Annotated in this window: 23 protein-coding genes; 6 read left to right on the top strand and 17 right to left on the bottom strand. The window is 58.9% G+C overall.

What is annotated here, in order from left to right:
- Window positions 1-167 precede the first annotated feature (167 nt).
- Window positions 168-1,874: a SulP family inorganic anion transporter gene (locus tag RUA4292_RS21920; protein ID WP_058279517.1), complete on the top strand. Its 1,707-nt coding sequence runs from the start codon at window positions 168-170 to the stop codon at window positions 1,872-1,874.
- 16 nt (window positions 1,875-1,890) lie between these two features.
- On the opposite strand, the gene RUA4292_RS21915 is transcribed toward RUA4292_RS21920, so the two are convergent.
- From RUA4292_RS21915 to ruvC, 4 genes are all read right to left on the bottom strand, one after another.
- Window positions 1,891-2,514 (bottom strand): hypothetical protein, encoded by a 624-nt coding sequence (locus RUA4292_RS21915; protein WP_058279516.1) that lies wholly within the window; start codon window positions 2,512-2,514, stop codon window positions 1,891-1,893.
- A 63-nt stretch (window positions 2,515-2,577) separates the two neighbouring features.
- Window positions 2,578-3,597: a Holliday junction branch migration DNA helicase RuvB gene (gene ruvB, locus RUA4292_RS21910; RefSeq protein ID WP_058279515.1), complete on the bottom strand. Its 1,020-nt coding sequence runs from the start codon at window positions 3,595-3,597 to the stop codon at window positions 2,578-2,580.
- Between the two features lie 4 nt (window positions 3,598-3,601).
- Window positions 3,602-4,279 carry a Holliday junction branch migration protein RuvA gene (gene ruvA, locus RUA4292_RS21905; RefSeq protein WP_058279514.1) on the bottom strand — a complete coding sequence of 226 codons (678 nt, stop codon included), beginning with the start codon at window positions 4,277-4,279 and terminating at the stop codon, window positions 3,602-3,604.
- On the bottom strand, window positions 4,276-4,773 hold the full coding sequence (gene ruvC, locus RUA4292_RS21900; protein WP_058279513.1) for a crossover junction endodeoxyribonuclease RuvC: 498 nt from the start codon (window positions 4,771-4,773) through the stop codon (window positions 4,276-4,278). The genes ruvA and ruvC overlap by 4 nt, the downstream gene beginning before the upstream one ends.
- Before the next feature lie 334 nt (window positions 4,774-5,107).
- Here ruvC and RUA4292_RS21895 point away from each other — a divergent pair, with 334 nt between their 5' ends.
- The gene (locus RUA4292_RS21895; protein ID WP_058279512.1) at window positions 5,108-5,320 is read left to right on the top strand and encodes a DUF1127 domain-containing protein; all 213 of its coding nucleotides are present in this window, start codon (window positions 5,108-5,110) and stop codon (window positions 5,318-5,320) included.
- Between the two features lie 100 nt (window positions 5,321-5,420).
- On the opposite strand, the gene RUA4292_RS21890 is transcribed toward RUA4292_RS21895, so the two are convergent.
- The 4 genes from RUA4292_RS21890 to RUA4292_RS21875 all read right to left on the bottom strand — a co-directional run bounded on the left by RUA4292_RS21890 (window position 5,421) and on the right by RUA4292_RS21875 (window position 10,345).
- On the bottom strand, window positions 5,421-5,765 hold the full coding sequence (locus RUA4292_RS21890; RefSeq protein ID WP_058279511.1) for a hypothetical protein: 345 nt from the start codon (window positions 5,763-5,765) through the stop codon (window positions 5,421-5,423).
- A 103-nt stretch (window positions 5,766-5,868) separates the two neighbouring features.
- The gene (locus RUA4292_RS21885; protein WP_058279510.1) at window positions 5,869-6,741 is read right to left on the bottom strand and encodes a 50S ribosomal protein L11 methyltransferase; all 873 of its coding nucleotides are present in this window, start codon (window positions 6,739-6,741) and stop codon (window positions 5,869-5,871) included.
- Window positions 6,742-6,807: 66 nt separating this feature from the next.
- Complete coding sequence (locus RUA4292_RS21880) at window positions 6,808-8,040, bottom strand: MFS transporter (RefSeq protein WP_058279509.1); 1,233 nt, start codon at window positions 8,038-8,040, stop codon at window positions 6,808-6,810.
- Window positions 8,041-8,119: 79 nt separating this feature from the next.
- Window positions 8,120-10,345 (bottom strand): primosomal protein N', encoded by a 2,226-nt coding sequence (locus tag RUA4292_RS21875; protein WP_058279508.1) that lies wholly within the window; start codon window positions 10,343-10,345, stop codon window positions 8,120-8,122.
- A 59-nt stretch (window positions 10,346-10,404) separates the two neighbouring features.
- Between RUA4292_RS21875 and fsa the strand changes: the two genes are divergently transcribed.
- The 4 genes from fsa to RUA4292_RS21855 all read left to right on the top strand — a co-directional run bounded on the left by fsa (window position 10,405) and on the right by RUA4292_RS21855 (window position 13,660).
- Window positions 10,405-11,058: a fructose-6-phosphate aldolase gene (fsa, locus tag RUA4292_RS21870; RefSeq protein WP_058279507.1), complete on the top strand. Its 654-nt coding sequence runs from the start codon at window positions 10,405-10,407 to the stop codon at window positions 11,056-11,058.
- 194 nt (window positions 11,059-11,252) lie between these two features.
- Window positions 11,253-11,960 carry a DUF484 family protein gene (locus RUA4292_RS21865; protein ID WP_058273210.1) on the top strand — a complete coding sequence of 236 codons (708 nt, stop codon included), beginning with the start codon at window positions 11,253-11,255 and terminating at the stop codon, window positions 11,958-11,960.
- Complete coding sequence (locus tag RUA4292_RS21860) at window positions 11,957-12,877, top strand: tyrosine recombinase XerC (RefSeq protein ID WP_058279506.1); 921 nt, start codon at window positions 11,957-11,959, stop codon at window positions 12,875-12,877. Before RUA4292_RS21865 ends, RUA4292_RS21860 begins: the two co-directional genes overlap by 4 nt.
- Window positions 12,878-12,964: 87 nt before the next feature.
- Complete coding sequence (locus tag RUA4292_RS21855) at window positions 12,965-13,660, top strand: CDP-alcohol phosphatidyltransferase family protein (protein ID WP_058273208.1); 696 nt, start codon at window positions 12,965-12,967, stop codon at window positions 13,658-13,660.
- A 3-nt stretch (window positions 13,661-13,663) separates the two neighbouring features.
- Here the strand turns inward: RUA4292_RS21855 and RUA4292_RS21850 are convergent, their stop codons facing one another.
- From RUA4292_RS21850 to RUA4292_RS21815, 9 genes are all read right to left on the bottom strand, one after another.
- Window positions 13,664-14,131: a hypothetical protein gene (locus RUA4292_RS21850; RefSeq protein ID WP_058273207.1), complete on the bottom strand. Its 468-nt coding sequence runs from the start codon at window positions 14,129-14,131 to the stop codon at window positions 13,664-13,666.
- Between the two features lie 76 nt (window positions 14,132-14,207).
- Complete coding sequence (locus RUA4292_RS21845) at window positions 14,208-14,663, bottom strand: methylated-DNA--[protein]-cysteine S-methyltransferase (RefSeq protein ID WP_058279505.1); 456 nt, start codon at window positions 14,661-14,663, stop codon at window positions 14,208-14,210.
- 82 nt (window positions 14,664-14,745) lie between these two features.
- Complete coding sequence (gene ileS, locus RUA4292_RS21840; RefSeq protein WP_058279504.1) at window positions 14,746-17,658, bottom strand: isoleucine--tRNA ligase; 2,913 nt, start codon at window positions 17,656-17,658, stop codon at window positions 14,746-14,748.
- Window positions 17,659-17,821: 163 nt separating this feature from the next.
- Window positions 17,822-20,521 carry a DUF2339 domain-containing protein gene (locus RUA4292_RS21835; protein ID WP_058279503.1) on the bottom strand — a complete coding sequence of 900 codons (2,700 nt, stop codon included), beginning with the start codon at window positions 20,519-20,521 and terminating at the stop codon, window positions 17,822-17,824.
- Window positions 20,522-20,622: 101 nt separating this feature from the next.
- The gene (locus RUA4292_RS25505; protein WP_267885488.1) at window positions 20,623-20,748 is read right to left on the bottom strand and encodes a hypothetical protein; all 126 of its coding nucleotides are present in this window, start codon (window positions 20,746-20,748) and stop codon (window positions 20,623-20,625) included.
- Between the two features lie 56 nt (window positions 20,749-20,804).
- Window positions 20,805-21,515 (bottom strand): VIT1/CCC1 transporter family protein, encoded by a 711-nt coding sequence (locus RUA4292_RS21830; protein WP_058279502.1) that lies wholly within the window; start codon window positions 21,513-21,515, stop codon window positions 20,805-20,807.
- A 54-nt stretch (window positions 21,516-21,569) separates the two neighbouring features.
- The gene (locus RUA4292_RS21825) at window positions 21,570-22,559 is read right to left on the bottom strand and encodes a YcjF family protein (protein ID WP_058279501.1); all 990 of its coding nucleotides are present in this window, start codon (window positions 22,557-22,559) and stop codon (window positions 21,570-21,572) included.
- Window positions 22,552-23,007 carry a GNAT family N-acetyltransferase gene (locus RUA4292_RS21820; RefSeq protein WP_058279500.1) on the bottom strand — a complete coding sequence of 152 codons (456 nt, stop codon included), beginning with the start codon at window positions 23,005-23,007 and terminating at the stop codon, window positions 22,552-22,554. Before RUA4292_RS21820 ends, RUA4292_RS21825 begins: the two co-directional genes overlap by 8 nt.
- The gene (locus tag RUA4292_RS21815; protein ID WP_058279546.1) at window positions 23,004-24,419 is read right to left on the bottom strand and encodes a YcjX family GTP-binding protein; all 1,416 of its coding nucleotides are present in this window, start codon (window positions 24,417-24,419) and stop codon (window positions 23,004-23,006) included. Before RUA4292_RS21815 ends, RUA4292_RS21820 begins: the two co-directional genes overlap by 4 nt.
- Between the last annotated feature and the right edge of the window lie 5 nt (window positions 24,420-24,424).

Raw genomic sequence — 24,424 nt, 5'->3', positions numbered from 1 at the left:
TATGTAACGCGCGGGGCAAATCCTGCTCTGAAACAGATGCATGGTTGTCGCGGTTCCTGCAATCCCTTGTGGGGACAAAGTTCCCACCTTCCCAAGTCCGCTATCGAAATTCGAAGATTTGCCCTCTAGGCTTTCATACATACCAAGTGAATCCGACAGGAGTTTCAATGGCTAAAGGACCAAAAGAAGAGAGGATGTTCTTTCTTCCAGTCCTTCAGGGCATCTTGCCGTTCAACCGCGCGACCTTGCCTTCGGAAATCTTGGCGGGCCTGACCTTTGCCTGCCTCGCGATCCCCGAGGTCATGGGCTATACCAAAATCGCAGGCACGCCGGTTGTGACTGGGTTGTACACCATCCTTGTCCCAATGGCGCTGTTCGCGCTGTTCGGTTCGTCCCGCCATCTTGTGGTGGGTGCGGATTCTGCCACGGCGGCGATTACGGCCTCGGCCCTGGCTGGCATGGCAGTGTCGGGTTCGTCCGAGTATCTGGCGTTGGCGTCCCTGTTGGCGCTGATGGCAGCTGTTCTGCTGATTGCTGCACGCCTCATCAGCTTGGGGTTTTTGGCTGATTTCCTATCCCGGACAGTTCTTGTCGGGTTCCTGACAGGCGTGGGCATTCAGGTCGCAACCGGTGAAATCCCGGGGCTTTTGGGGATCGAAAGCGACGGTCACGGGACCATTGCCAAGCTACAGGCAGTCTTTCAGAGCATTGGTCAGACAAGCTGGCCCACATTGGCGGTTTCAGCAGCAGTTCTGCTGATCGTTGTCGGATGCCGTCGTCTATCCCCAAAACTGCCCGGCCCGCTGTTTGCCATACTCGGGGTGATACTATGCAGCTGGGCCTTTCAATTTTCGGCGTCCGGCATCGCAGTACTGGGCTCGGTTCCCAGCGGCCTGCCAGCGCTGTCGATCCCAAACGTGGATTGGAGCTGGACGCTGTTCAAACAACTGCTGCCAACCGCGCTGTCCATTTTCGTTGTGATACTGGCCCAAAGCGCCGCGACCTCGCGGGCCTACGCGGCACGTTACGAAGAAAATTTCAGCGAGAACACGGACCTTGTTGGGCTGGGTCTGGCCAATCTTGGGGCAGCCTTCACGGGCACATTCGTTGTAAATGGCAGCCCGACAAAAACCGAGATGGTGGCTAGCGCCGGTGGCCGCAGTCAGGTGGCACAACTGACGACCGTCTTGATCGTCTTGGTGGTCATCCTCTTCTTGACGGGCCCACTTGCCTACTTGCCCAATGCGGCGCTGTCTGCCGTCGTGTTTCTGATCGGTGTGAGACTTATCGACCTGAAAGGCCTGATTGCAATCTACAGGCAAGCCCGGTCCGAATTCTGGATTGCTGTCGCCACGGCTGCAGTTGTCGTTATCGTTGGGGTCGAACAAGGCATCATCTTTGCAATGGTGCTGTCATTGATCGACCATACCCGCCGTGGGTACCGCCCCAAAAATTCAGTGATCGTCAAAGCCAAAGACGGTGGTTGGCATTCGAAACCCATTACTGCACCGAACCAATTCGAACCAGGGCTTGTAATCTATCGCTTCTCTCACAGCCTGTATTACGCGAATGCACAGCGGCTTTCGGATGAGATTGCGACAATCACCCGTGATTCAGATAACAAAGTACGTTGGCTCTGTATCGAGGCTTCGGCCATTGATGACGTGGATTTCACGGCAGGCTATACGCTGCGCAATGTTCTAAAGATCCTGCAGGCAAAGAACATCAAGATGGTTTTCCTACTGGTCGACCCCCACGTGCGGTCAGAGCTGGACAGATACGGGGTGTCGGATTTGGTGGGTAGTTATGCCTTTTACGACGCGGGAAGCGACCTGTTGACTGCCTTTCAACACCGAAACGAATCCAAATCGTAGATAGCCTCTATCGGTCCTAAGACTGCGGCTGCAACCGTGCGAACAGTCGCAAAGCATGCGCCGGATCCTGCGAAGCTCCGGGCAAAACCGGATCGTATGCTGCGCGGATCAACCCGGCGATCTCCGGGCGCAAGATCGTCGCCTCGCCCGCGACCGCCAGCGGCGACTGCGTTCGAAACGCGGTGTCGGACCACAACAGGATGGTCTGCACTACCTGACTAAGTGCCAGTGTCTCGGCCGGAACCTTGGACAGCTCTTCGTCCATTCGCAGGAAAACAAACGCGGCCCGGATCGCACCGTCTTCCTCAAAGCGGAACACCCGGTATTGATTTGCATCCGCCGCGATCAGTCGGTCGACTAACGGCGCAAGATCGGGAACCAGTCGATCCAGATCGGGAACTTCCAGCAGTTCCTTCCAGTCGCGGAAAAAGAAAACCATGCAGTTCGCACCAAGTTCCGGATCCGTTTCAGCCATCTTATGATCGGACAAGCTGACCACGGCCTCGAATGCGCCCTTGACGGTGTTCAGGGTTTCATCCTCGACCCCAAAGACGATGGGCACGATGGGCCGACCCCAACGCGCGAACAGAAACTCTCCGCTTTCACGGGTGAACAACGACTGAATGTCTTCGGGGGTCACGCCCAATCCTTCATCTTTTCGAAAGTACTCTCGCCGAAGGCATAAAATCTAAAAGCCTCAGCTTCAACCAAACAGATCGCTCTGGCCCTTTGGTGCCGCCATTCCCAGATGCGTCCAAGCCTTCTGCGCCAACATCCGACCGCGTGGCGTACGCTGGATTAGACCTTGCTGCAACAAATAGGGCTCGATCACGTCCTCCAGCGAATCGCGACTTTCCGACAACGCAGCCGACAGGGTCTCAATCCCGACCGGACCACCGGCATAGTTCTCAGCGATCAGCTTGAGGTATCGCCGGTCGGCACCATCCAAGCCCAGATTATCCACACCCAACCGCGTCAGCGCGCCATCCGCCAGATCCAGGGTGATACGTCCATCGCCCTCGACGATGGCGAAATCCACCACTCGTCGCAGCAATCGCCCCGCGATCCGCGGGGTCCCGCGCGATCGGCGCGCAATTTCTCTGGCACCAGCATCATCGGCAGGCGCGCCCAGTTTGCGGGCGTTGCGCGTAACGATCTCGTGCAACTCGTCCACTGTGTAGAACTGCAACCGCGTCGGAATGCCGAATCGGTCGCGCAATGGGGTGGTCAGCAAGCCCATCCGCGTCGTTGCTCCGACCAAAGTAAACGGCTGCAACTCAATCCGCACAGTCCGCGCTGCCGGGCCTTCGCCGATCACCAGATCCAGCTCGAAATCCTCCATCGCCGGATACAGAACCTCTTCGACGGCCGGGTTCAGACGGTGGATTTCGTCGATGAACAACACATCGCGGGATTCCAGATTGGTCAGGATTGCCGCCAGATCACCGGCTTTGGCCAGAACCGGCCCCGATGTCATGCGGAAATTCACCCCCAGCTCGCGCGCCATGATTTGCGCCAGCGTTGTTTTACCCAGACCCGGAGGGCCATGAAACAGCGTGTGATCCATCGCCTCGCTCCGCATACGCGCGGATTGGATAAAGATGCGCAGATTGGCCCGCGCCTCGGCCTGACCGATGAATTCGTCCAGCCCCTGCGGGCGCAGGGCGCGGTCGTTATCCTCGGGCAAGGGATTGGGGCGCAATGTGGGATCGGCGTCTACCATTCAGTTACCCTTTCGGAGCCAGCAACTTAAGCGCCGCCCGGATCAATTCAGCCTCGCCTGCATCCGGCAGGCTGGCGGCCGCTTCGGCCACGGCCGAGGCCGCCTCGGATGGTCCGTACCCTAAATTGCCAAGGGCTGACAGTGCCCCCGCCGAAGCTGCGGCAGACCCCGAGGCGGGTTTTGCCACCTGTTTGGGCACTGGTGCTGGTTCAGACAACTCAACGACTTCCAATCCGGGGCCGTCCATCGCTTCGGTCACGGTCCCGCCCATCGCCATCACACCCGGCGCTTTGTCTTTTAGATCCAGCACGATCCGCTGCGCCGTCTTTGGGCCCACGCCTTTCGCCGCTTTGACGGCACCCCAATCCCCAAGCGCAATGGCCCGGCTAACCCCATCCGGACCCAGCGCGGACAGAATGGCGAGCGAGACCTTGGCCCCAACGCCCTGAACCGAACACAGCAGGCGATGCCATTCCTTTTCGACCAGGGACAAAAACCCGAAAAGCTGCATCAGGTCCTCGCGCACCACCATATCGGTATAGATCGAGACAGCCTCGCCAGCACCAGGCAGCGCGGCCATAGTCCGGTCCGAGCAGTAAACGAGGTATCCGACCCCGCGCACGTCGATCAACACGTGATCCGCTGCGCGATAGTCCAATCGTCCGGTCAGTTTCCCGATCATGCCCGCACCTCTTTCACGCGCGCCTGCGGCGCTGCGACGTAATATGAATGACAGATGGCAATCGCCAGCGCATCCGCCGCATCCGCCCCTTTGGGCTTACAGCCCGGCAGTTGCAATTTGACCATATGAAGAACCTGCTCTTTCTCGGCATGCCCAACGCCCACTACCGTTTTCTTAACCCGGTTGGGCGCGTATTCACCTACGGGCAGCCCTGCTTGCGCCAGCGTTAGCAACGCCACACCACGCGCTTGGCCCAGCTTCAGCGTACCAGCCCCATCCTTGTTGACGAAGGTCTGTTCGATGGCCGCCTGATCGGGCTGATGTTCTGCAATGACTTCGACGATTTGATTGTACAGAGACAGCAAACGCTCGCCCAAATCGTCCCCGTCAGACTTGCACAGTCCGTTGGCGACGTGGCCCAGGCGGCTGCCATGCGATTCGATGACGCCCCATCCCAGGGTCCTCAGCCCCGGATCAATGCCCAAAATCCGCATATTTCGCCTCGGCCTGCTCGAGTTTTTGTGATCTTTTTTACGGATTAGCACGAAGCGTGAACATTTTCCAAGCGAATTGACAGAGAGCGCAAAAACGACAGACCTGTTTCACAGGCGACAAAACGGCCAGTTTGCGACAGTCAAAAGTCTGAAATCGACACGTTTCATGAAGCAAAAATGGCCAATAAATTAAGGGGTTCTAATGAATCTTGAGCTCTGCAAAAAACGCATAGGACAGTTGCAATTTCCGCACTTGCACTGCCGATTTGGCGGCACTAGATCCCGCTCAGATCGAACGATCAAAACGTAAACTTAAACCAGAAGGAAACAGGATATGGCTGCACTGGACACCACCCGCACCATCACCGGCTCATTCGGCCTCGTCGGCCGTATCGGCGCATATTTCGCATCGGTCGTGAACGCCGTTGTCGAATGGAATGACGCCCGCGTGACTCGTAACACGCTGAGCGGTCTGACAGATCGCGAGCTGGAAGATATCGGACTGTGCCGTGGCGATATTGACGTCGTGGCCGATGGTCGTAGTTAAGATTTAACACACCCACTCATATGCCCCTTCCCTCCCTCTGGTACAAAGCAGAACGCCGCGCATGCAGAATGCGCGGCGTTTCTGATTCATTGGCCTGATGTCAGGGCAGCAGCCGTGCCAGCTGTTCCGAAAGCATCAGCGATACCGGGTCTATTTGCATCACCCAGGCACCGGCTTGTTCAACCGAGGTGCCCTCGTTCAATGCGTCAACCCTGTATTGATAGCCCGAAGGCCCAAGGCTGGTGAGCAAGAAGGTCTTGAATGCAAACAACCCAAGCAGACACATCATTAGAACCTTAAGGGGTAAAGCTGACTTCACCCTCTGCGGTTTCATCACAACCAACCCGTCCTTGCGCATCGTCGCGCGATAGCCACGGCTTAGTTTTGCGTGCTTCTTATTCAGGCGATTCACGCGCTGATCAAATTCCAGTTGTTTTCCCGTCATGGCAGCCTCCAAACCGCCCCCCCAATTCCAAGTTAAGACGGTAGAAACAGAATGCGACAAAATCGAGGCAAAACTCCAGAAAGCTCCAGCAAATGGCCCAGATTTAGCCCTGTTTGCTTAATATTAGCGTCGTCCACTCACCAATTTGGTCATTTTTCTCTAAATTGAACCCGTTTTGTAGATAAACGGAGACCACGTCATCGGCTTGTTCGTTAAGGATTCCGGACAGAATTGCGTACCCACCGACGCGCAGATTCGCTGCGATTTCGGGGGCCAGAGCAACCAGTGGCCCCTTAAGGATATTTGCGAAAATCAGATCGTAGGGTGCGAAGCCGCCCAAATCGGGATGGTCAAAGCCCGCCGCTTGCACGCAACGGACCTTGCCTGCCATGCCATTGGCCTTCAGGTTGGCCTCGGCGACATCAACAGCCACTTCGTCGATGTCGCTGGCGATGATCTCACCTTCCCAGACCCGCGCTGCCGCCATGGCCAGCACGGCGGTGCCGCAGCCGATATCGGCCACTTTGGTCGCCGTGAACCCTTGGCTCAGAAGATGGTCCAGCGCCTTTAGGCATCCCAACGTGGTGCCGTGGTGGCCGGTGCCAAAGGCCATTGCAGCCTCGATCAGTAGCGGGATACGTCCCGCGGGCAGTTTGTCAGCGTCATGGCTGCCATAGACAAAGAACCGTCCGGCCTCGACCGGAGCCAGTTCCCGGCGCACATGGGCCACCCAATCCGTATCGGGCAGTTCTGACACAACAAAAGGCTTGGCCTCAAACGCGGCGGCCAGAACGGCCAGAGCGGTTTCGTCCGGAGTTTCCGTGAAATACCCACCAACTTCCCAAAGGCCCGAGCCATCCTCGACCTCGAATACACCAACGCCGGTTGGTTCCGGATCCAGACGCTCCATCGCTTCGCCCAGCCCTTCGGCAGCTTTTTTACCGGTCAGTGTAGTCAGCGCAGTGAATGTGGGCATGGGGGCCTCCTGTATCGATTGACACAGCGCCTATGGCGATGGCCCGCCAAGGTCAAGCATTGGCGCTTACTCGGCAGGTGCCGGCGCGTACTTCGACAAGATCGTTTCATTTCCCGGTTCCGGGTGCCGCGGGATCAGCAAGGACAAACCCAACGAGATCATCGCCATCGCAGCGGCCAGTGCAAAGACTGCACCGGGCGAGATGACCCACAGCAGGCCCAGAAGCGCAGGAAGGAACACAGCGGCGATATGGTTGATCGTGAACGCAACGGCCGCAGTCGGTGCAATATCCGCAGGATCGGCGATTTTCTGAAAGTAGGTCTTCAGGGCAAGCGCTAATGCGAAAAGAACATGGTCGATCACATATAGGGTTGCAGCCAGCACCACGCCCCAACCGAACCAGTAGATACCGCCATAGGCCGCAAAAACGATCGCCAAGCCGGTGTATTCGAAGATCAGCGTGCGCCGCTCACCGAACATCGACACAGCCTTACCCAGCATCGGAGCCGCCGCCATGTTGATCACCAGATTGATCAGATAGAGGCTGGTCAGCTCGTGTACTTCAAAACCAAACTTCTCGACCATCATGAAGCCCGCGAAGACAACAAAGATCTGCCGCCGCGCGCCGGCCATGAACTGTAGTGCGTAATACAGCCAGTAGCGACGACGCAGGATCAGTTTTTTAGTCTGTGGAGTTGGCGAGTCAAACTGCGGAAAGGCGAACAGACAGAACAGCGCCAGCAGGGCGGTCACACCACCAGCGGCCATGAATACAATGTTGTAGGACAGATCAAACCGGTCCCAGGTCAGAACGATCAGGCCATAGACTACTGCCGTCGCGGCTGACCCCATGGCAACAAGCCAGCCCAATACCTGTGGCGCGCGGTCCTTGGGCAGCCATTGCAACTGCAGCGACTGATTTACTGTCTCGTAATAGTGAAACCCGATCGAGCTGAAGAGGGTGACAAACAGCAACCCACCAAGGCTGGGAAACCATGCTGTCAACGCAGTTGCCACGCCCAGCATCATCAGCGAGATCATCGCCAGTACCTGCTCGCGCACGAAAATGATCACCGCGATCACGCCAACAGCAAGAAATCCAGGGATCTCCCGCACAGTGTGCAGTAACCCAATGTCGGCCCCGTCAAAATTCGCCACCTCGATGACGAAATTGTTCAACAGCGCGCTCCAAGCGTTGAAGGCAATCGGCATCGTCAGCGCCATGACGAACAAGAGCGCCATAGGGCGGCGCCAGAACGGCAGGCTCTGCGCCTCGGACAGGGGCATCGGTTTCAACATGGGACTCCTCTACGCCCATTTTCAGATTTTGGCGAGGCCGAAGCAGTGCGCGCACAATCGATCTGCGCTGATGCAGAGGTCAGTAGAAACTCTGCGGATCGATATCCACGGTCAAACGCAAGTCACCTTTCAGGCGCAAGGGTGCGATCCAGCGTGCTATCGCGTCCTGAATCGGGGCGCCCTTGGGTGCCTTGACCAGCAATCGCACGCGGTGCCTGCCGCGAATCCGCGCAATAGGCGCCGGAGCCGGGCCAAATACCTGTGCCCCGATATCACGCAGTGGCGCATCGTTTCGGGCCATTGCATTTCCAACATCAAAAACTGGTCCAACCTCAGGTCCGGACAGGACGATCCCGGCCATACGGCCGTATGGCGGCACACCCGCCGCCTGCCGTCCGGCGGCCTCGGCCTTCCAAAATCCTTCTTCGTCACCTGAAAGAATAGCACGGATTACGGGATGCTCGGGCTGGAATGTCTGCAGCAGGGCTTGCCCTGGCTTGTCCGCCCGGCCAGCCCGACCTGCGACTTGCCGCATCAACTGGAATGTCCGCTCAGCGGCGCGCAGGTCCGCCCCGTGCAGACTAAGGTCGGCATCGATTACCCCGACCAAAGTCAGATTGGGAAAGTTGTGCCCCTTGGCAACCAACTGCGTACCGATGACGATATCGGCATCGCCCTCGGCAATCTCTTCGATCTTAGCCTTCAGGGCGCGGGCCGAGCCGAACAAATCGGAACTCAGCATCGCGATCTTGGCATCGGGAAACGTCGCCTCAGCCTCTTCGGCCAGCCGCTCGATCCCCGGGCCGACCGGGGCCAACTTGCCCTCGACGCCGCATGAGGGACATTCCTCGGGCATCGGCTTGGTCTCACCGCATTGGTGACACATCAGCCGTTTCAGAAACCGGTGCTCGACCATCCGCGCGTCACAATGATCGCAGGCAATCTGTTCCCCGCAAGCGCGGCAAAGGGTCACCGGCGCATACCCACGGCGGTTGATGAACAGCAGCGATTGCTCACCCTTCTCGATCCGCTGCATCACCGCCTGCCGCAAAAACGGAGAAATCCACGTCCCCGGTTGCATCTGTTCGGCCCGCATATCGATGGGTTTCATCTCGGGCAACACTGCCGCCCCAAACCGCGAGGTCAGATCAACCCGGTCGTATTTTCCCGCCTCGGCGTTGGCCCAGCTTTCCAGCGAAGGTGTCGCGCTGGCCAGAATCACCCGCCCGCCACAAATGGCAGACCGCAGTACCGCCATGTCCCGCGCGCTGTAATGCACGCCGTCCTCTTGTTTGTACGAGGTGTCGTGTTCCTCATCGACCACCACCAGGCCAAGGTTACGGAACGGCAGGAACAAAGCTGAGCGCGCGCCAATCACCATTTGCGCATCCCCCTGCCCGACCATCCGCCAAACCCGGCGGCGTTCGGTCATGGTCGCGCCGGAATGCCATTCGGCTGGGCGTGCACCGAACCGCGCCTCAACCCGCGTCAGGAATTCCGCTGTCAGAGCGATCTCGGGTAGCAGAACCAAGGCTTGTCGGCCCATCCGCAGCGCCTCGGCTACAGCCTCCAAATACACTTCGGTCTTGCCCGAACCCGTCACGCCCTTAAGCAGCGTGGTTCCATATTCCCCGGACCGCTGGCCCTTCTGCAACTTCTCAACCGCCGCCGCCTGATCGTCGGTCAACGCTTTGCCCGGCAAATCCGGATCCAGATGCGGATAGGGCAAATCGCGCGGGCTGTCTTCTTCCCGTACAGCGCCCTGCTTGACCAACCCTTTGACGACCGAAGACGTCACTCCGGCCTGTTCGGCGAGTTCTTTCAGGGTGAACGCCAGCCCGCCATAGTTGCGGAGTACCTCCAGCACACGGGTGCGCGCGTCTGTCATCCGATCCGGCGCGCCATTGCCCAGCCGATAAACTTTACGCATCGACGGCGGATCACCCAAACCCGGAGCACGGGTTGCCAGACGCAACATCGCGGGCATCGGTGTCAGGGTGTAATCGGCGACCTTCCCCAGAAACAGCCGCATTTCTTCGCGCATCGGCGCGACCTCAAGCACCCGGATCACGGATCGCGCCTTGTTCAGGTCGAACCCGCCTTGTCCCGCCCCCCAGACGACACCCAGTACTTTGCGCGGCCCCAGCGGGACTTCAACAAACGCCCCCAGAAAACACCCACCCTCGGGCGCCTTGTAATCCAGCGTCCGGTCCAGCGGTTGTGCGGTCAGAACCGCAACCAACTCTCCGTGGTCGAAATACTCCTGAGTGCTCAATGCATATCCTTGGCTCGGGGGTTCCAGCATGGGTCTCTTTGAGGTAAAGCCATCCGCGACCAAGGCCAACCCATCAAAGGACTGCCCGCATGAAATTCTTCGTAGACACAGCCGAGATCGACGCCATTGCCGAACTGAACGATCTGGGCATGGTGGACGGCGTGACCACCAACCCCTCGCTGATCCTGAAATCAGGTCGTGACATTCTGGAAGTGACCAAGGAAATCTGTGATCTGGTCGACGGACCGGTTTCAGCCGAAGTTGTAGCCACCGAAGCAGACGACATGATCGCCGAGGGCCGCAAGCTGGCTAAGATCGCGCCGAATATCGCCGTGAAAGTTCCGCTAACATGGGCCGGTCTGAAAACCTGCAAGATGCTCAGCGACGAAGGCCAGATGGTCAACGTCACACTCTGCTTCTCGACCAACCAGGCGCTTCTGGCCGCAAAGGCGGGCGCAACCTTCATCTCGCCCTTCATTGGTCGTCTAGATGACATCAATCTCGATGGCATGGATCTGATCGCGGATATCCGCCAGGTCTATGACAATTACGGCTTTGAAACCGAAATTCTGGCCGCTTCAATCCGCACCGTGAACCACGTGACCGACAGCGCCCGCATCGGTGCTGACGTGATCACCGCACCGCCCGCTGTGATCAAGAAACTGGCCGATCACCCGTTGACGGACAAAGGTCTGGAAACCTTCCTGGCCGACTGGGCCAAGACAGGTCAGAAAATCCTCTGACCCTCTGCGCGACCGCGCGGCACCGTCAGGTGCTGCGCCCGGCCCAACTGCTAAGCCTTGATCTTTGATCAAGGTTTCGCAGGCGGGAGCCGTAGGTCACAGTGGGAATGAATTGCACCGCCAATGCATTTTTTCCAAGGAAACCGCCATAACTCATGTTATAAGCCCCTCAACAAAAAAAGACCGAGCGGGACATGAGCAGCAACACCAAACTCCAGGACAACTTGCGCGCCGCGATTCTGGCCAAACCAGACGCCGTGCTGGACGACAAGGATCTGATGCAGGCACTTGTGACGGCCAACGAACAGGCGCGCGGGGACAACGTCATCGACCTGCGCGGCATCGCCATGCAACGGCTCGAGGAACGGCTGGACAGGCTGGAAGACACCCACCGGTCCGTCATCGCCGCAGCGTATGAAAACCTTGCAGGCACAAATCAGGTGCATCGTGCCGTTATCCGCATGCTGGAACCGGCCGAGTTCGAAGATTTCCTGCGCACGCTCGGCTCGGATGTGGTCGAAATCCTGCGCGTTGATCGCATCAAGCTGATTCTGGAATCCACAGCCACGCAGGAAGACCCCGCCATCGACACTCTGGGCGGTGTTCTGTCCGTAGTCGAACCCGGCTTCGTGGACAATTACCTGACCTTCGACCGCGGCGGCCCCGCCCGCGACGTGGTTCTGCGCGAGATCCTCCACCCGACGCACAGAATTTTTGGACCCAACGCAGATCACCTGCGATCCGAGGCTTGCCTGCGGTTGGATCTGGGTGAGGGCCGGTTGCCAGGTATGATCGTGATGAGCGCAAGAGACCGCAATCATTTCTCGCCGCAGCTCGGCACTGATCTTCTGTCGTTCTTCGCCGGAGTCTTCGAACGCTCGATGCGCCACTGGTTGTCGTGAGCCTGATCTCACCTGCCTGCCGCGACGCGTTACAGTATTGGCTGGACAGCCTGAGCGCGCTGGCGGCGCGATCGGAAAACACCCAGGCCGCCTATCGTGGTGATGTCACCGAGTTCCTGTCTTTCATGACACTACACCACAGTGAACGGCAGGGATTGGCAGCGCTGGCCCGGATCAACGTGTCCGACATGCGCGCCTGGATGGCCGATCAGCGCAGCGCAGGTGTTGGGGCTCGATCCCTGGCACGCAAGCTGTCGGCAGTCAAAAGCTTTTATCGATGGCTGGCTGAACGTGAAGGGTTCGAACCCACTGCTGTTCTGTCCACACGCGCGCCAAAGTTTACCCAAAAACTCCCCCGCCCGCTGGCCGAAGACGCAGCCCGCGCGATGATCGACACGGTCGAACTTCAGTCGTCAAACGACTGGATCTCGACGCGCGATGTTGCTGTCGTCACATTGCTCTATGGCTGCGGTTTGCGCATATCTGAGGCGCTGTCCCTGACAGGAAGCGACGCGCCTTTGCCGGGCAGCTTGCGTATCGTCGGAAAGGGCGGAAAAGAACGCATCGTTCCGGTGATTCCGGCCGCCCGCACCGCCGTTGACCGTTACCTGAAGCTCTGCCCGCATCCGCAGTCCCAGGAAAAGGCTTTGTTCCGCGGGGTGCGTGGTGGTGCGCTCAATCCGCGCGCAATTCAGGGCGTGATGGCCAAGGCGCGCATGCAGCTTGGCCTGCCCGCAACCGCCACGCCGCACGCTTTAAGGCACAGTTTTGCCACCCATCTGTTGTCCGCTGGGGGTGATCTGCGCGCCATTCAGGAATTGTTGGGCCATGCCTCACTGTCCACCACGCAGGCCTACACGGCCGTAGATACGGCCCGACTAATGGAAGTCTACAACCGCGCGCACCCCAAGGCCTGATCCCGGGGCCTTACGACGACGTTTGGGTTATTACTTGTGCCCGGCTTTTAGTTTGCATCTGCAGCGCACATCGTCCAAGAGACACAAATGACAATAAAACTCAAAGCCCTTTCCGTACATCTGTTCACCGCGACCGGTGCCGTCTTTGCAATGTTGGCCATGCTGGCCGCGGTCGAAGAAAAGTGGAGCCTTATGTATCTGTGGCTTGTGATCTCGTTCATCGTGGACGGAATCGACGGCCCGCTTGCGCGCCACTACCATGTCAAAAAGAACGCACCGGAATTTGACGGTGTTCTTCTGGACCTGATCATCGACTATCTGACCTACGTGTTCATTCCGGCCTTTGCGCTGTTCAAATCGGGACTGATGGACGGTTGGACAGGCTGGTTTGCGATCATCGTGATCACCTTTGCCAGCGCCATGTATTTCGCGGACACGCGAATGAAGACCAAGGACAACTCGTTCTCTGGGTTTCCGGGTTGCTGGAACATGTTCGTCATCGTGATCTTCGCGCTTGAGCCCAATTTCTGGGTGATCCTGCTGTTGGTTTCGCTGTTGTCGCTGGCGATGTTCCTACCGTTGAAGTTCATTCACCCGGTGCGGACGGAACGCTGGCGTAATGTATCACTGCCGATCGCGTTCGCCTGGACATTTTTCGCCGGTTGGGCAGCTTGGGTCGACTTCCACCCCGAAAGCTGGGCGCATTGGGGGTTGGTAATTACAAGCCTCTACCTGGTTTCAGCTGGCATTGCGCAGCAACTTGTCCCGCTGCGCAACAACTGAACGTTACAGGATTTCCTCAACCTCGAACTCGGTGCCGTTATGGGTGAACACGTCACCCTCTTGCAGACCGGTCATTGTCAGGTAGATCGGGCTTTGGGTTGAGATGCCCATATAGGTCTTACCGTCGACCTCAAAGCGGGTCGTTGAGACACAGACCACGAAACGGCGGTTGTTAAACTTGACAACAGCGCCCGGCTGAACTCGGTCCGTCAGGCTGAAATCCGTGTTCTCGATCACATCAATCTTGGCGTGGTGCGCATGAACGGGTGCATCGAACGCCGCCGCCAGATCCGCATTCTCGCGTGAGGCGGCGATGTCATCCTTGTCATGCCCTTCGCGGTCGTCCAGCTGCGAGTCCTTGAGAAATGCGTCGTAATGCGCCTGCGCAGTTGCCAGTTCCTGTTCTTCCAGCGACATCAGGCGGTCTATGATGGCCTTTTTGCGAGCGGCCGGGTCTGTATGGGCGGTCATGCAATACGGTCCTTCAAATTCAGTAACTGATATAGGTTGGGCCGCGAACTCTGGGATTGCAACTGATTTTCGCGCCTCAGATCAGCAGGCCCGCCGCGCGTTCATGACGCAGCAAGGCCACTTTGGTTTCGACACCACCATCGCCCGAGAACCCGCCCAGACCGTTGGCAGACAGCACCCGATGGCAAGGTATAATCACCGGTATGGGGTTCGCACCGCAGGCCTGCCCCACCGGTTGGGGTGACTGCCCAAGCTCTTTCGCGATGTCCCCGTAAGTTCGGGTCTCGCCCAGCGGAATGGCATACATCAGGTCGCAGACATTGCGCTGAAAGTCTGACCCGACAACACGATACGGCAGATCGAACCGCTCGAGACGCCCCTCGTTATATGCGATTAACTGTGAGGCGGCTTCCTGCAACAGGGGTGTGCCCGGCCCGTCGTCCTGCCCATCCCACACAAGGCGTGTGATGGCGCCATCTGTTTCTTCAATGCCCAGGCGGCCAAACTGCGTATCAACGGAAATCATCGGCATGAATACAGCGTTTCAGATCGCCGGGGCCAGCGCAAGCGATGAAAGAAAAACCCCCGACGGGTGACGCCGGGGGTTCAATTGTTCAGCCCAGCGCTTCGTCGCAGCGCCCACATACGCCCGCGTGGGAATGCCGACCAACATCCGGCAGGATCTTCCAACAACGCTGACATTTCTCGCCATCTGCTTTTTCGAACACGACGCCAACGCCTTCGATTTCCGGCACTCGAAATGCCTCGGCAGGGGCCGGGTCGCCCGAAACGGTCAGGCCAGACGTGATGCACATGTCGTCCACGTCAAAGGTTGCCAGCAGGTCGCGGGTGTCATTGTCTTCGACATGCACGATCGGTGCGGCCTCAAGGCTCGATCCGATGACCTTATCCTGACGCTGGATTTCCAGCGCTGCAGTCACCGCGCGGCGAACACGGCGAATCTTGGCCATAGCAGCCTCAAGTTCTGAATTGCGCCAGTCGGCAGGGGTTTCGGGGAAATCCACCAGATGGACCGAGCTGTCATCGCCGGGGAAGCGCTCCAACCAGACCTCTTCCATGGTGAAGACCAGAACCGGGGCCAGCCATGTGGTCAGTCGGTGGAACAGGATATCCAGAACGGTACGGGCCGAGCGGCGGCGCAGGTTGTCGCCGTCGCAGTACAGCGCATCCTTGCGGACGTCGAAATAGAAAGAAGACAGATCGACCGTGGCAAAGGTGAACACAGCGCTGAACACGCCTTGGAAATCGAACGCAGCATAGCCCTTGCGCACCTGTTCATCCAGATCGGCCAATCGGCTGAGCACCCAGCGTTCCAGGCGCGGCATATCTTCAGGCGCGACACGATCCGCCTCGGTGAAGTCGGCCAGCGAGCCTAGCATGAACCGCATGGTGTTGCGCAGACGGCGATAGCTGTCGGCGGTGCCTTTCAGAATCTCCGGCCCGATCCGCTGGTCGGCAGTGTAGTCGGTCTGGGCCACCCACAAGCGCAGGATATCGGCACCGTATTGCTTGATGACCTCTTCCGGCACGATGGTATTGCCCAGAGATTTGGACATCTTGTTGCCCTTGGCATCCAGCGTGAAGCCATGGGTTACCACGTTGCGATACGGAGCACGCCCCTTGGTGCCGCAAGCCTGCAGCATGGACGAATGGAACCATCCGCGGTGCTGGTCGGTGCCCTCCATGTAAACGTCCGCGATGCCGTCCTCGGTTCCGTCTTCACGGTCACGCAGGACAAAGGCATGGGTCGAACCAGAGTCGAACCACACGTCCAGAACGTCAAATACCTGATCGTAGTCATCCGGGTTGGCGATGCCAACTAGCACCTGTTCTTTGAACCCGTCGGTGTACCAGATATCCGCGCCGTCCTTCTCGAACGCCGCCTTGATGCGGGCGTTGAGTTCTTCATTACGCAATAGGTAATCCGCATCGGTAGGCAGAGCGCCCTTTTTGGTAAAGCACGTCAGCGGTACGCCCCAGGCGCGCTGGCGAGACAGAACCCAGTCCGGGCGCGCTTCGATCATCGAGTACAGGCGGTTGCGACCGGTCTGAGGCGTCCACTTCACCAGCTCGTCGATCGAACGCAGCGCGCGTTCGCGGATGGTGTCGCCCATCTCACCCATGCCGTCATCCAGCTTACGGTCAACGGACGCGAACCACTGCGGCGTGTTGCGATAGATGATCGGAGCCTTTGAGCGCCACGAATGCGGATAGCTGTGCTTGATCTTGCCACGGGCCAGCAGCCCGCCGACCTCGACCAGCTTGTCGATGACCGCCTTGTTCGCGTCACCCTCGCCACCCTTGCGGGACAGGATGTACTTGCCACCGAAGAACGGCAGATCAGCACGGAACGAGCCATCGTCCATCACGTTGTAGGTGATGACCTGCTCGAGCATACCCAGATCACGGTAGAGCTCGAATTCCTCCATCCCGTGCGACGGCGCACAATGGACAAAACCCGTACCTTCGGTATCGGTCACGAACTCAGCGGCGCGGAAGTCGCGGAGGTCGTCCCATTCGCCATTGCCACCTTCGGCTCCGGCCAGCGGGTGGGCCAACTGGACGCCTGCCAATTCATCGGTGGTTACGTCACGCACGCGAGTCCACTGATCGTCGTTCAGGCGCGCACGGCCTAGCACATCGGCGGCCAGATTGTCCGCCAGCAGGAACTTGTCCCCGACACTGGCCCAGCATTCGTCGGGTGCGCCGGTGACTTCGTAGAGGCCGTAAGAGATTTCCTTGCCGTAGACGACGGCTTTGTTAGACGGCATGGTCCAAGGAGTCGTCGTCCAGATCACGACAAACGCGTCATCCAGATCGCCCGCGTTCACGACCTTGAACTTCACCCAGATGGTGAAGCTTTCCTTGTCGTGATACTCGACCTCGGCTTCAGCCAGAGCGGTTTTCTCAATGGGCGACCACATCACGGGTTTTGAGCCCTGATAGAGCGTCCCGTTCATCAGGAACTTCATGAACTCATCGGCGATCACAGCCTCGGCGTGATAGTCCATGGTGATGTAGGGATCGGGCCAGTTGCCGGTGATGCCCAGACGCTTGAACTCTTCCCGCTGGACGTCGATCCAGCCTTCGGCGAATTTGCGGCATTCCTGACGGAAGTCGACGATGTTCACCTCGTCCTTGTTCTTACCCTTCTTGCGGTACTGTTCCTCGATCTTCCATTCGATCGGCAGGCCGTGGCAGTCCCATCCCGGCACATAGCGCGCGTCATGACCCATCATCTGATGGCTGCGTACAATCATGTCCTTGATGGTCTTGTTCAGCGCGTGGCCGATATGCAGGTGACCGTTGGCGTAGGGAGGGCCGTCATGCAGGGTAAAGGGCGTGCGGCCCTCTTTCTCGCGCAGGCGGTCATACACGCCGATCTCTTCCCAGCGATCCAGCCATGCGGGTTCGCGCTTGGGCAGACCAGCGCGCATGGGGAAATCGGTTTTTGGCAGGTTCAGCGTGTCTTTGTAGTCGGGTGTTTGGGTCGTGTCGGCGCACATTTGGGGCGTCCTCAGGATGATCTTGTCGTGTGTGGATCGAAGCGGTCAGTGCGAATTCTCAAGCACCTTTGCCCGGCGTCTCGCGAAATCAGAGCGCCGGGGATATAATTCGAATAATGATGGCCATCCGGTCATACATGCCGGGCTTATAGGACGCCCGCGCCTAATGGTCCAGAGGTTCCGCCCCATGCGGCGAATGGCGCAGCGTGGCCCACCGGTTCAGCCACGCCAAACCGGCCAGCGCAAGGCCCAGCGCCAGCAATGAGAACACCCGGATAAGGCCACCCAAACCAGCGATATCGACCAGGAAAACCTTGGCCACGGCAAGCCCGATGACAACCAACCCCGCCTTGCGCATCATGTCCGACCGACGGGCGAGTGACTGGTAGAACAGCCCCGCTCCGATCAGCAGTAGGGCCATAGTATAAGTATAAAGCTCCGGCTGGGTGACGCCGTTGCCTTCATACATACCGCTGGCCCCCTGCCAGACATGGCGAATGGTCAGGCCTAGCCAGATCGCACCCAATGCCGCCGCCAGACCGAAGCACCCCTGCTTCCATCGCGGATGCAGTGCTGGAAGCCAAGCAGCCGACAGTGCCAAAACAATGGCGGGCAACAGGTAAGCCACGGCGAGAGTATTCAATATTGGCACCCCAAGAACCGGATCAGCTTGGGCATTCAACAATGGGTTCGCCTCGGTCAGCGCCTGCGTCAGGCGAACAACACCATGTGCCGCAAAGAACAACGCCAGCCCGTAGCGCGCATAATTCAGTTTACCGCCCAGTTCGAACCGCCGCACCTGCGCGCAGGCCAGCAGCAGCCAGATCAAGGACAAAAGGCCCAACCCCCAGTGGCTGTCGTGGGCACCGCCGTTGCCAAACCCTTCGAGCCAGCGCAGCAACAGCAGGGACAACAAGATGCCCGCCGTCGCCCAGGCCGCGCTTTCCAGAAGCAGCGCAATGACCGGACGGTTCAATGCGCGTAGGATGGCCCAGGCCGCCAGAAATCCAACAGCAGCTGCGGCATAGACAAGCGCCATTTCTGCGACCGGTGCCGAGTTTGCCCAATCCAGACCAGGATTCAGTACAAGTCTGAGCGTGACAGTGAAGACGCCAGCCCAGATGAACCAACCCATAGGTGGAAGATTAAAGCGCCGATCCAGCACCGCCGCGGCCACGATCAGGGCCACAAAAGCAATTGTCAGGGCAGCCGAACTTAGGACAATCACGCAGGCAAAGGTCAGGCAGGACAAAGCGGATAAGGTCACCAAGGCCGCCCGCAGTCGGTTTTCGCCATCGATCCGTGCGAAGCGCCCGGCCAGAACGACCATCATCACCGCCAATGCAACCGCATGCAACGCCCACGGATAGGCTCCGATGACCTCAGCGGGATGCCATCCAAGCTCCAGCGCGATTGCCATCACCGGTGCAAGTACTGCAGCACCGCAGGCCCAAACAGCCCGGTACTCGGTTGCGCGAAACGATCGCCAGGCTGCGAGTCCTGAGATTAATGCACCCAGTGCCACCAACAGGGTAACCACCCACGGGAAATCCGCCTCGGCGGTTTCGGCATAGGTTTCAGCGAACCGGCGCGCGACAGAGCCGTTGTCCCACCCTTGGATCAGTACGAACCAAGTTAGGCCAGCGGCTGGCAGTATGGTCAGGTCTTGAAGGGCCCGCGCCTGGCTTGCCCAGGTCGGCAAACCCAGCGTCAGGCCTGCCAACAGCATGACACCCAGCCAGAATTCGGCCGCCGAATCCGGCCAGTGTATCGCCAGGACTACTGCGCTGACGCTCATCGCGCCAAAGGCAAGACGGGTGGGGAACTCTGGCCACTGAAGGCCATTTTTTGTCGCGATGATCTCACTGATCATGCGCCCCTCGTGATCTGGCCAGATCCTCCGAACGGGGATAACGATCGCGATGACCGCCAATGCGGTTACGCCGACAAGATACCCAGGCTCTGTCGCGGGTGCCGAAAGCACCAGCAGCAGGCACGCGGAATAAGCACCGACTAGCGTCAGAAGGGATATCCACGCCCAGCGCCGCACGGTGTCGATCCCCAACCCTAGGACAGCAATCACAAAGAAGTATCCGTACAACCAGCCGGGATCGGTCGGGGTCCCGCCCACCACAAAGGGTGACGCAAACGCACCAATCAAACCGACGGCCGCCAGCAAGGGGCCATGGAACAAGCCTAAAACAAGCCCCACAAGCGCAACAGCGATCATGGCAATTAAGGCCGCTTCGGGACCAATCAGATCGTACAACTGCCTTGCAGCCAGCAAGCCACCGAACAGCGTCACCAAGCCGGCGCCGGAAAAGACCGATGGCAGGTAAGCTGTGGATGAAGACTCGTCATCGCCATACTTCCGGCGGATCACCTCACCCGCACCGATCAGCGTAACCCCGAACATCAGGGCCGCAATGACGCGCATCGTTGGCGACAACAGCCCGCTTTCGACCCCGTATTGGACCAGAAAAACACCCGCCAGCGCCAAAGACAGGGCGGATACCGCATAGAACCAGTTCTCGCGCAGCCAAGCGCTCAGTGCGGCGATTCGATCGTCCTTCGCCGTTTCGGGGAGGGGTATCTTTTGTGGCTCAGGTGCTGAGGTGCCCTCTTTCGTTTCGACCTCGGGTGGTTCTGTTTTGATTGCCGGCCACAGAGAGCTCTTTTTATCCCTCGCTTGCGTCGATTCAGGTACTGTTTCTGGCGTTGGCAGGTCGCCACCAAGTGTGCGAATCTGCTGTTCAAGTTGCTCCACCCGGCGGCGCAGTCGAACCTGGGATACCAACAGAACAAGGATGGCCACCGGGACGGCCAGAACGATCAATCCAACGAGTACGAGCAGCGATTCCAACAGAGGCCTCCGGGCAAATGTGCCGTCAACCTAGCCGGGTGTCGATCTGCGCAACAGTCCGAAAAACCGTGTTTTTTGCGGGCTACGCAGTTCAGAACGCCTTATCCCCAACCAAGGGACAGTCCGGCAACCATCAACCAGATGATGACCAACACAGCGGCAATCGAACCAGATGAGAAACAGGTGTCGACAGTATGTAGCCATCGCAGGATCAGATCCGGGTCCATCAACGACTTTGAAATACTGACAAATTACACCGCGCGCCCAGCGGTACTTCTTATCACTAGGGATGGAACAACGAGCCAACAAAATACGCCATCAGTGCGGCCGCGCCGCCGATCGCAAAAGTCTCTAGACCTGACCGCCACCACGGAGCCAGTGACCATCTGCTTTTCAGAGCTCCAATGATAAAGAAGACCGCCATTGTCATGATAACCGAGAGCTGAAAGGCCCGATCGAACGACAGCAGAAACGGCAGCAGCGGGACCATGCCGGCCACAAGAAACGCCAAAAACGTTGCCATCGCGGCTTTGAACGGGTTCGGATCGACGCTGCCCAATCCGTATTCACCCTCGATCATCAGATTTATCCAATTGTCGCGGTTGGCTGTGATGGCATCCGTCGCCTCATCCAAAACGCGCCCCGACAGGCCCTTTTGCGATAAAATCACCCGCACTTCATTCCGCTCGCCTTCGGGGTATAGTCTGATGTGCCGTTCTTCGATGGACCGGATGCGGCGGATATTGTCCAGCTCAGCCTTGGTACCCGAGTAATTACCCGCCGCCATGGAAAACCCGTCCGCCAGTACATTGGCCAGTCCCAATGCAACGATAATAAACGGTGACAGGCCCGCCCCAGCTACACCCGCCACTATGGCAAAGGTAGTTACGGACCCATCGATCCCACCATAGACCACATCCCGCAAAACACCGCGACCTGGTGGCGCGTTGATGCGTTCTGCAATCTCTTGCTGGCTGTGTCCGTGATCGGTCATGGCTGGCTCTGACACTGTTATGCACGATAGCCAGCTACTGTACCTTGCGTCAGGTCAAGTTTTGGAAAACAGGCCAGCCAGAGCCCGTTTGATGATGCTGCGGGTTGATGGCTTGTGCCGTTCCGAGAAGGGCAGCGGACGGCAGACTTCCATCGCGGCGACTCCGACCCGCGCACTTAGCGCGCCGTTGACAAGCCCCTCGCCAAACCGTCGCGACAGCTTGCTAAGGATAGATCCCCCAAGCACAGGTTCCAGCAGGTCATCCCCGACGGCCACGGCCCCGGTGGCCACAAGGTGCACGAACACGGCCCGCGTCAGTCGCCAACTGCCCAAAAACCCTGCGCGCCCGCCATAGATTTCAGCGATGCGCCGGATCATCCGCAACGAAGCGGCCAGCGCGGTCGCAACATCCGCAAGCGCCAAAGGAACCAACGCCGTCACCGTTGCAACCTGCCGCGCGGCAGCCTCGACTTCGCGACTGGCAGCGACATCCAGCGGGGCCAGCAACTCATCCTCGGCCAGGGTTAGCAAACCAGACGCGTCAAATTGTTCGCCGATCCGTTCGGATAGCCGATCGCGCCCCCAACGAGTTTCGTCTCGGCCTATGTAAAACGCGATCAATCGGTTCGTGACTGCGCGCGCCTGCGTCAGATCATCTTCGGCCAAGGCAGTATCTGCCGCACGCCGCATCCCGTCCACACGGGACAACCGCCCGATTGCGGCCAGCTCGCGCACAGCGATGATCAACACGACCAGCACCAGTGCTGCAAACAAACCCGTAATCACCCATCCTATGATCGGCGCGCGGAGAATCAAGGAATTCACAAAGTCCCAAGCCGCCACTGAAACAACAGCCCCAAGCGCGGCAAGCGCCAAACCCCAGAACCACCGCGACAGGGCCGAAGGTTTGTGCGCCGCCAAACGCGCCGCACCTTGCATCGCCTGACCCTGAGGTTGTGCAATATCCGGGACCGGAGGTGCTTGCGACACATCAGTAGCGGGTTCATCGCCCTCCAGATTAATCAGAACCGGCCCCTTAGCCATTGGCTGCTCCTTCACTGTTCCAGACGTACTTTATGTCCAGGAGGTTCTCGTCATTGTCAGCACCGTTGCTGCGCGCAACCTCAGCAAAGCCGTTGCATTCATAGAACCGGCGCGCTGGATGGTTGGCCTGAAACGCAAACAATGACAATTCGGATCGGCGGGACTTGGCAAGCTCAAGCAATTGCCGACCGATCCCTTGCCCCCGGGCGCCAGGTGCCAGATACAGTGAGTGGATTTCGGCACCGTTGAGCGCCAAAAACCCGATCACACCCTCGTCGGTTTCGGCCACGGTCACCCAATCCAATTCAATCATACGGCCACAAAACGCGATGGTTTCCGCCTGCGAGTGCAGTTCCGGCATCCAATCGTTTTCACGGGCGAAACCATGCAAAATCTCTCCGGTGGCACCGGCATCCGTGCTGCGGGCGGGGCGAAGAATGACATTCACAGCCGGTCTCCGATCAGGAACTGGGCTGCGCGGTCCAGCCGTATGTGTGGCGGGCCATCCCCGGGCCGCAGTGTCAGGTGTGCCGGCGCGAATGCCATGAACTCATAATCCTCGCCCAGCCAGCCTTCGGACCCGTTGCGCGCCGGGCCAAGCAAATGCGTCGGATCTTCGGGCAGATCACCGGGATAGAAAGCGGCCTGCTTGCCGCTGTCCAGCAGGGTACCACGCACGCAGGGCAGCTCGGCCCCGTTATGGTTGCGGATTTCCTCGGTCGTTGCCCTTAACGAGGCCAGCGACAGCGCCGCCGTCTCGGCCCCGGCGAAGCTGGCACGATCGCGCGCCTCGCGGGTCAGGGCCTCCATGATATTGGTCAGGCGGTGGTGTTGAAGATGGTGCAAATGGTCCGCCTTGGTGGCCGCAAACAGGATGCGCTCGACCCGTTTGCCGAGCAACAACTGGCTAAGCCACGCATTTCGTCCGGGCCGAAACGCCGACAGGATATCGGCCATCGCGCGACGCATATCTTCGACCGCCTGTGGCCCGTTATGGATCGCGCCCAGCGCGTCCACCAAAACCACCTGACGGTCGATCCGGGAAAAATGATCGCGGAAAAACGGTTTCACGACCTGAGATTTATAGGCCTCGTATCGCCGGGCCATCTCGCGGTGCAGACTGCGTCGCGAGCCGTGACCCTCGACCGGCAAGGGTGCAAATGTAAGCACCGGCGAGCCTGCCAGATCGCCCGGCAGCAAGAACCGCCCTGGTGTGCAGTCGTAAAACCCGGCATCGCGGGCTGCGTTCAGATAAGAGGCGAATTCTTTGGCCAGTGATTGGGCCTTTGGTTCGTCGTGGCTGTCAGAAGAGTCAACCGCCTTTGCCTGCGCCAGAAAGGTCGTCGCCTCATTGCGATTGGCGATGCGCTCCAGTGTTTCCTGCGACCAGACCTCATAGGTTTTGTCCAGCAACGCAAGATCCAGCAGCCATTCGCCGGGGTAATCTACGATATCCAAATGGATAGTGCGTGGTCCCTGCAACCCTGACAAAAGCCCCGCGGGGCGGGCTTTGAACGACAGGCGCAATTCGGACACGGCGCGCGTACTGTCCGGCCAGTGCGGCTGTGGTCCGGTCAATGCTGCAAAGTGGTTTTCGTAGTCGAAACGCGGCACGGTGTCGTCTGGTTGCGGCTGCAGGTAAGCCGCGTTGATCCGCCCTTCTTGCTGCGCCACGAGGCCCGGCATCCGCCCCCGGTCCAGCAAGTTCGCGACCAGAGACGTGATGAATACTGTCTTTCCTGAACGCGCCAGCCCGGTGACACCCAGTCGGATCACCGGCTCAAACAATGCCTCAGACACGCGGTCACCCACGGATTCGACGCCGCGCGTCAGACTGTCTGCCAGAGATGAGATGACCAAACCGT

The organism is Ruegeria atlantica, from assembly GCF_001458195.1.
In the GTDB taxonomy this organism is placed as follows: Bacteria; Pseudomonadota; Alphaproteobacteria; order Rhodobacterales; family Rhodobacteraceae; genus Ruegeria; species Ruegeria atlantica.
This window is presented reverse-complemented; position numbering and strand designations above follow the sequence as displayed.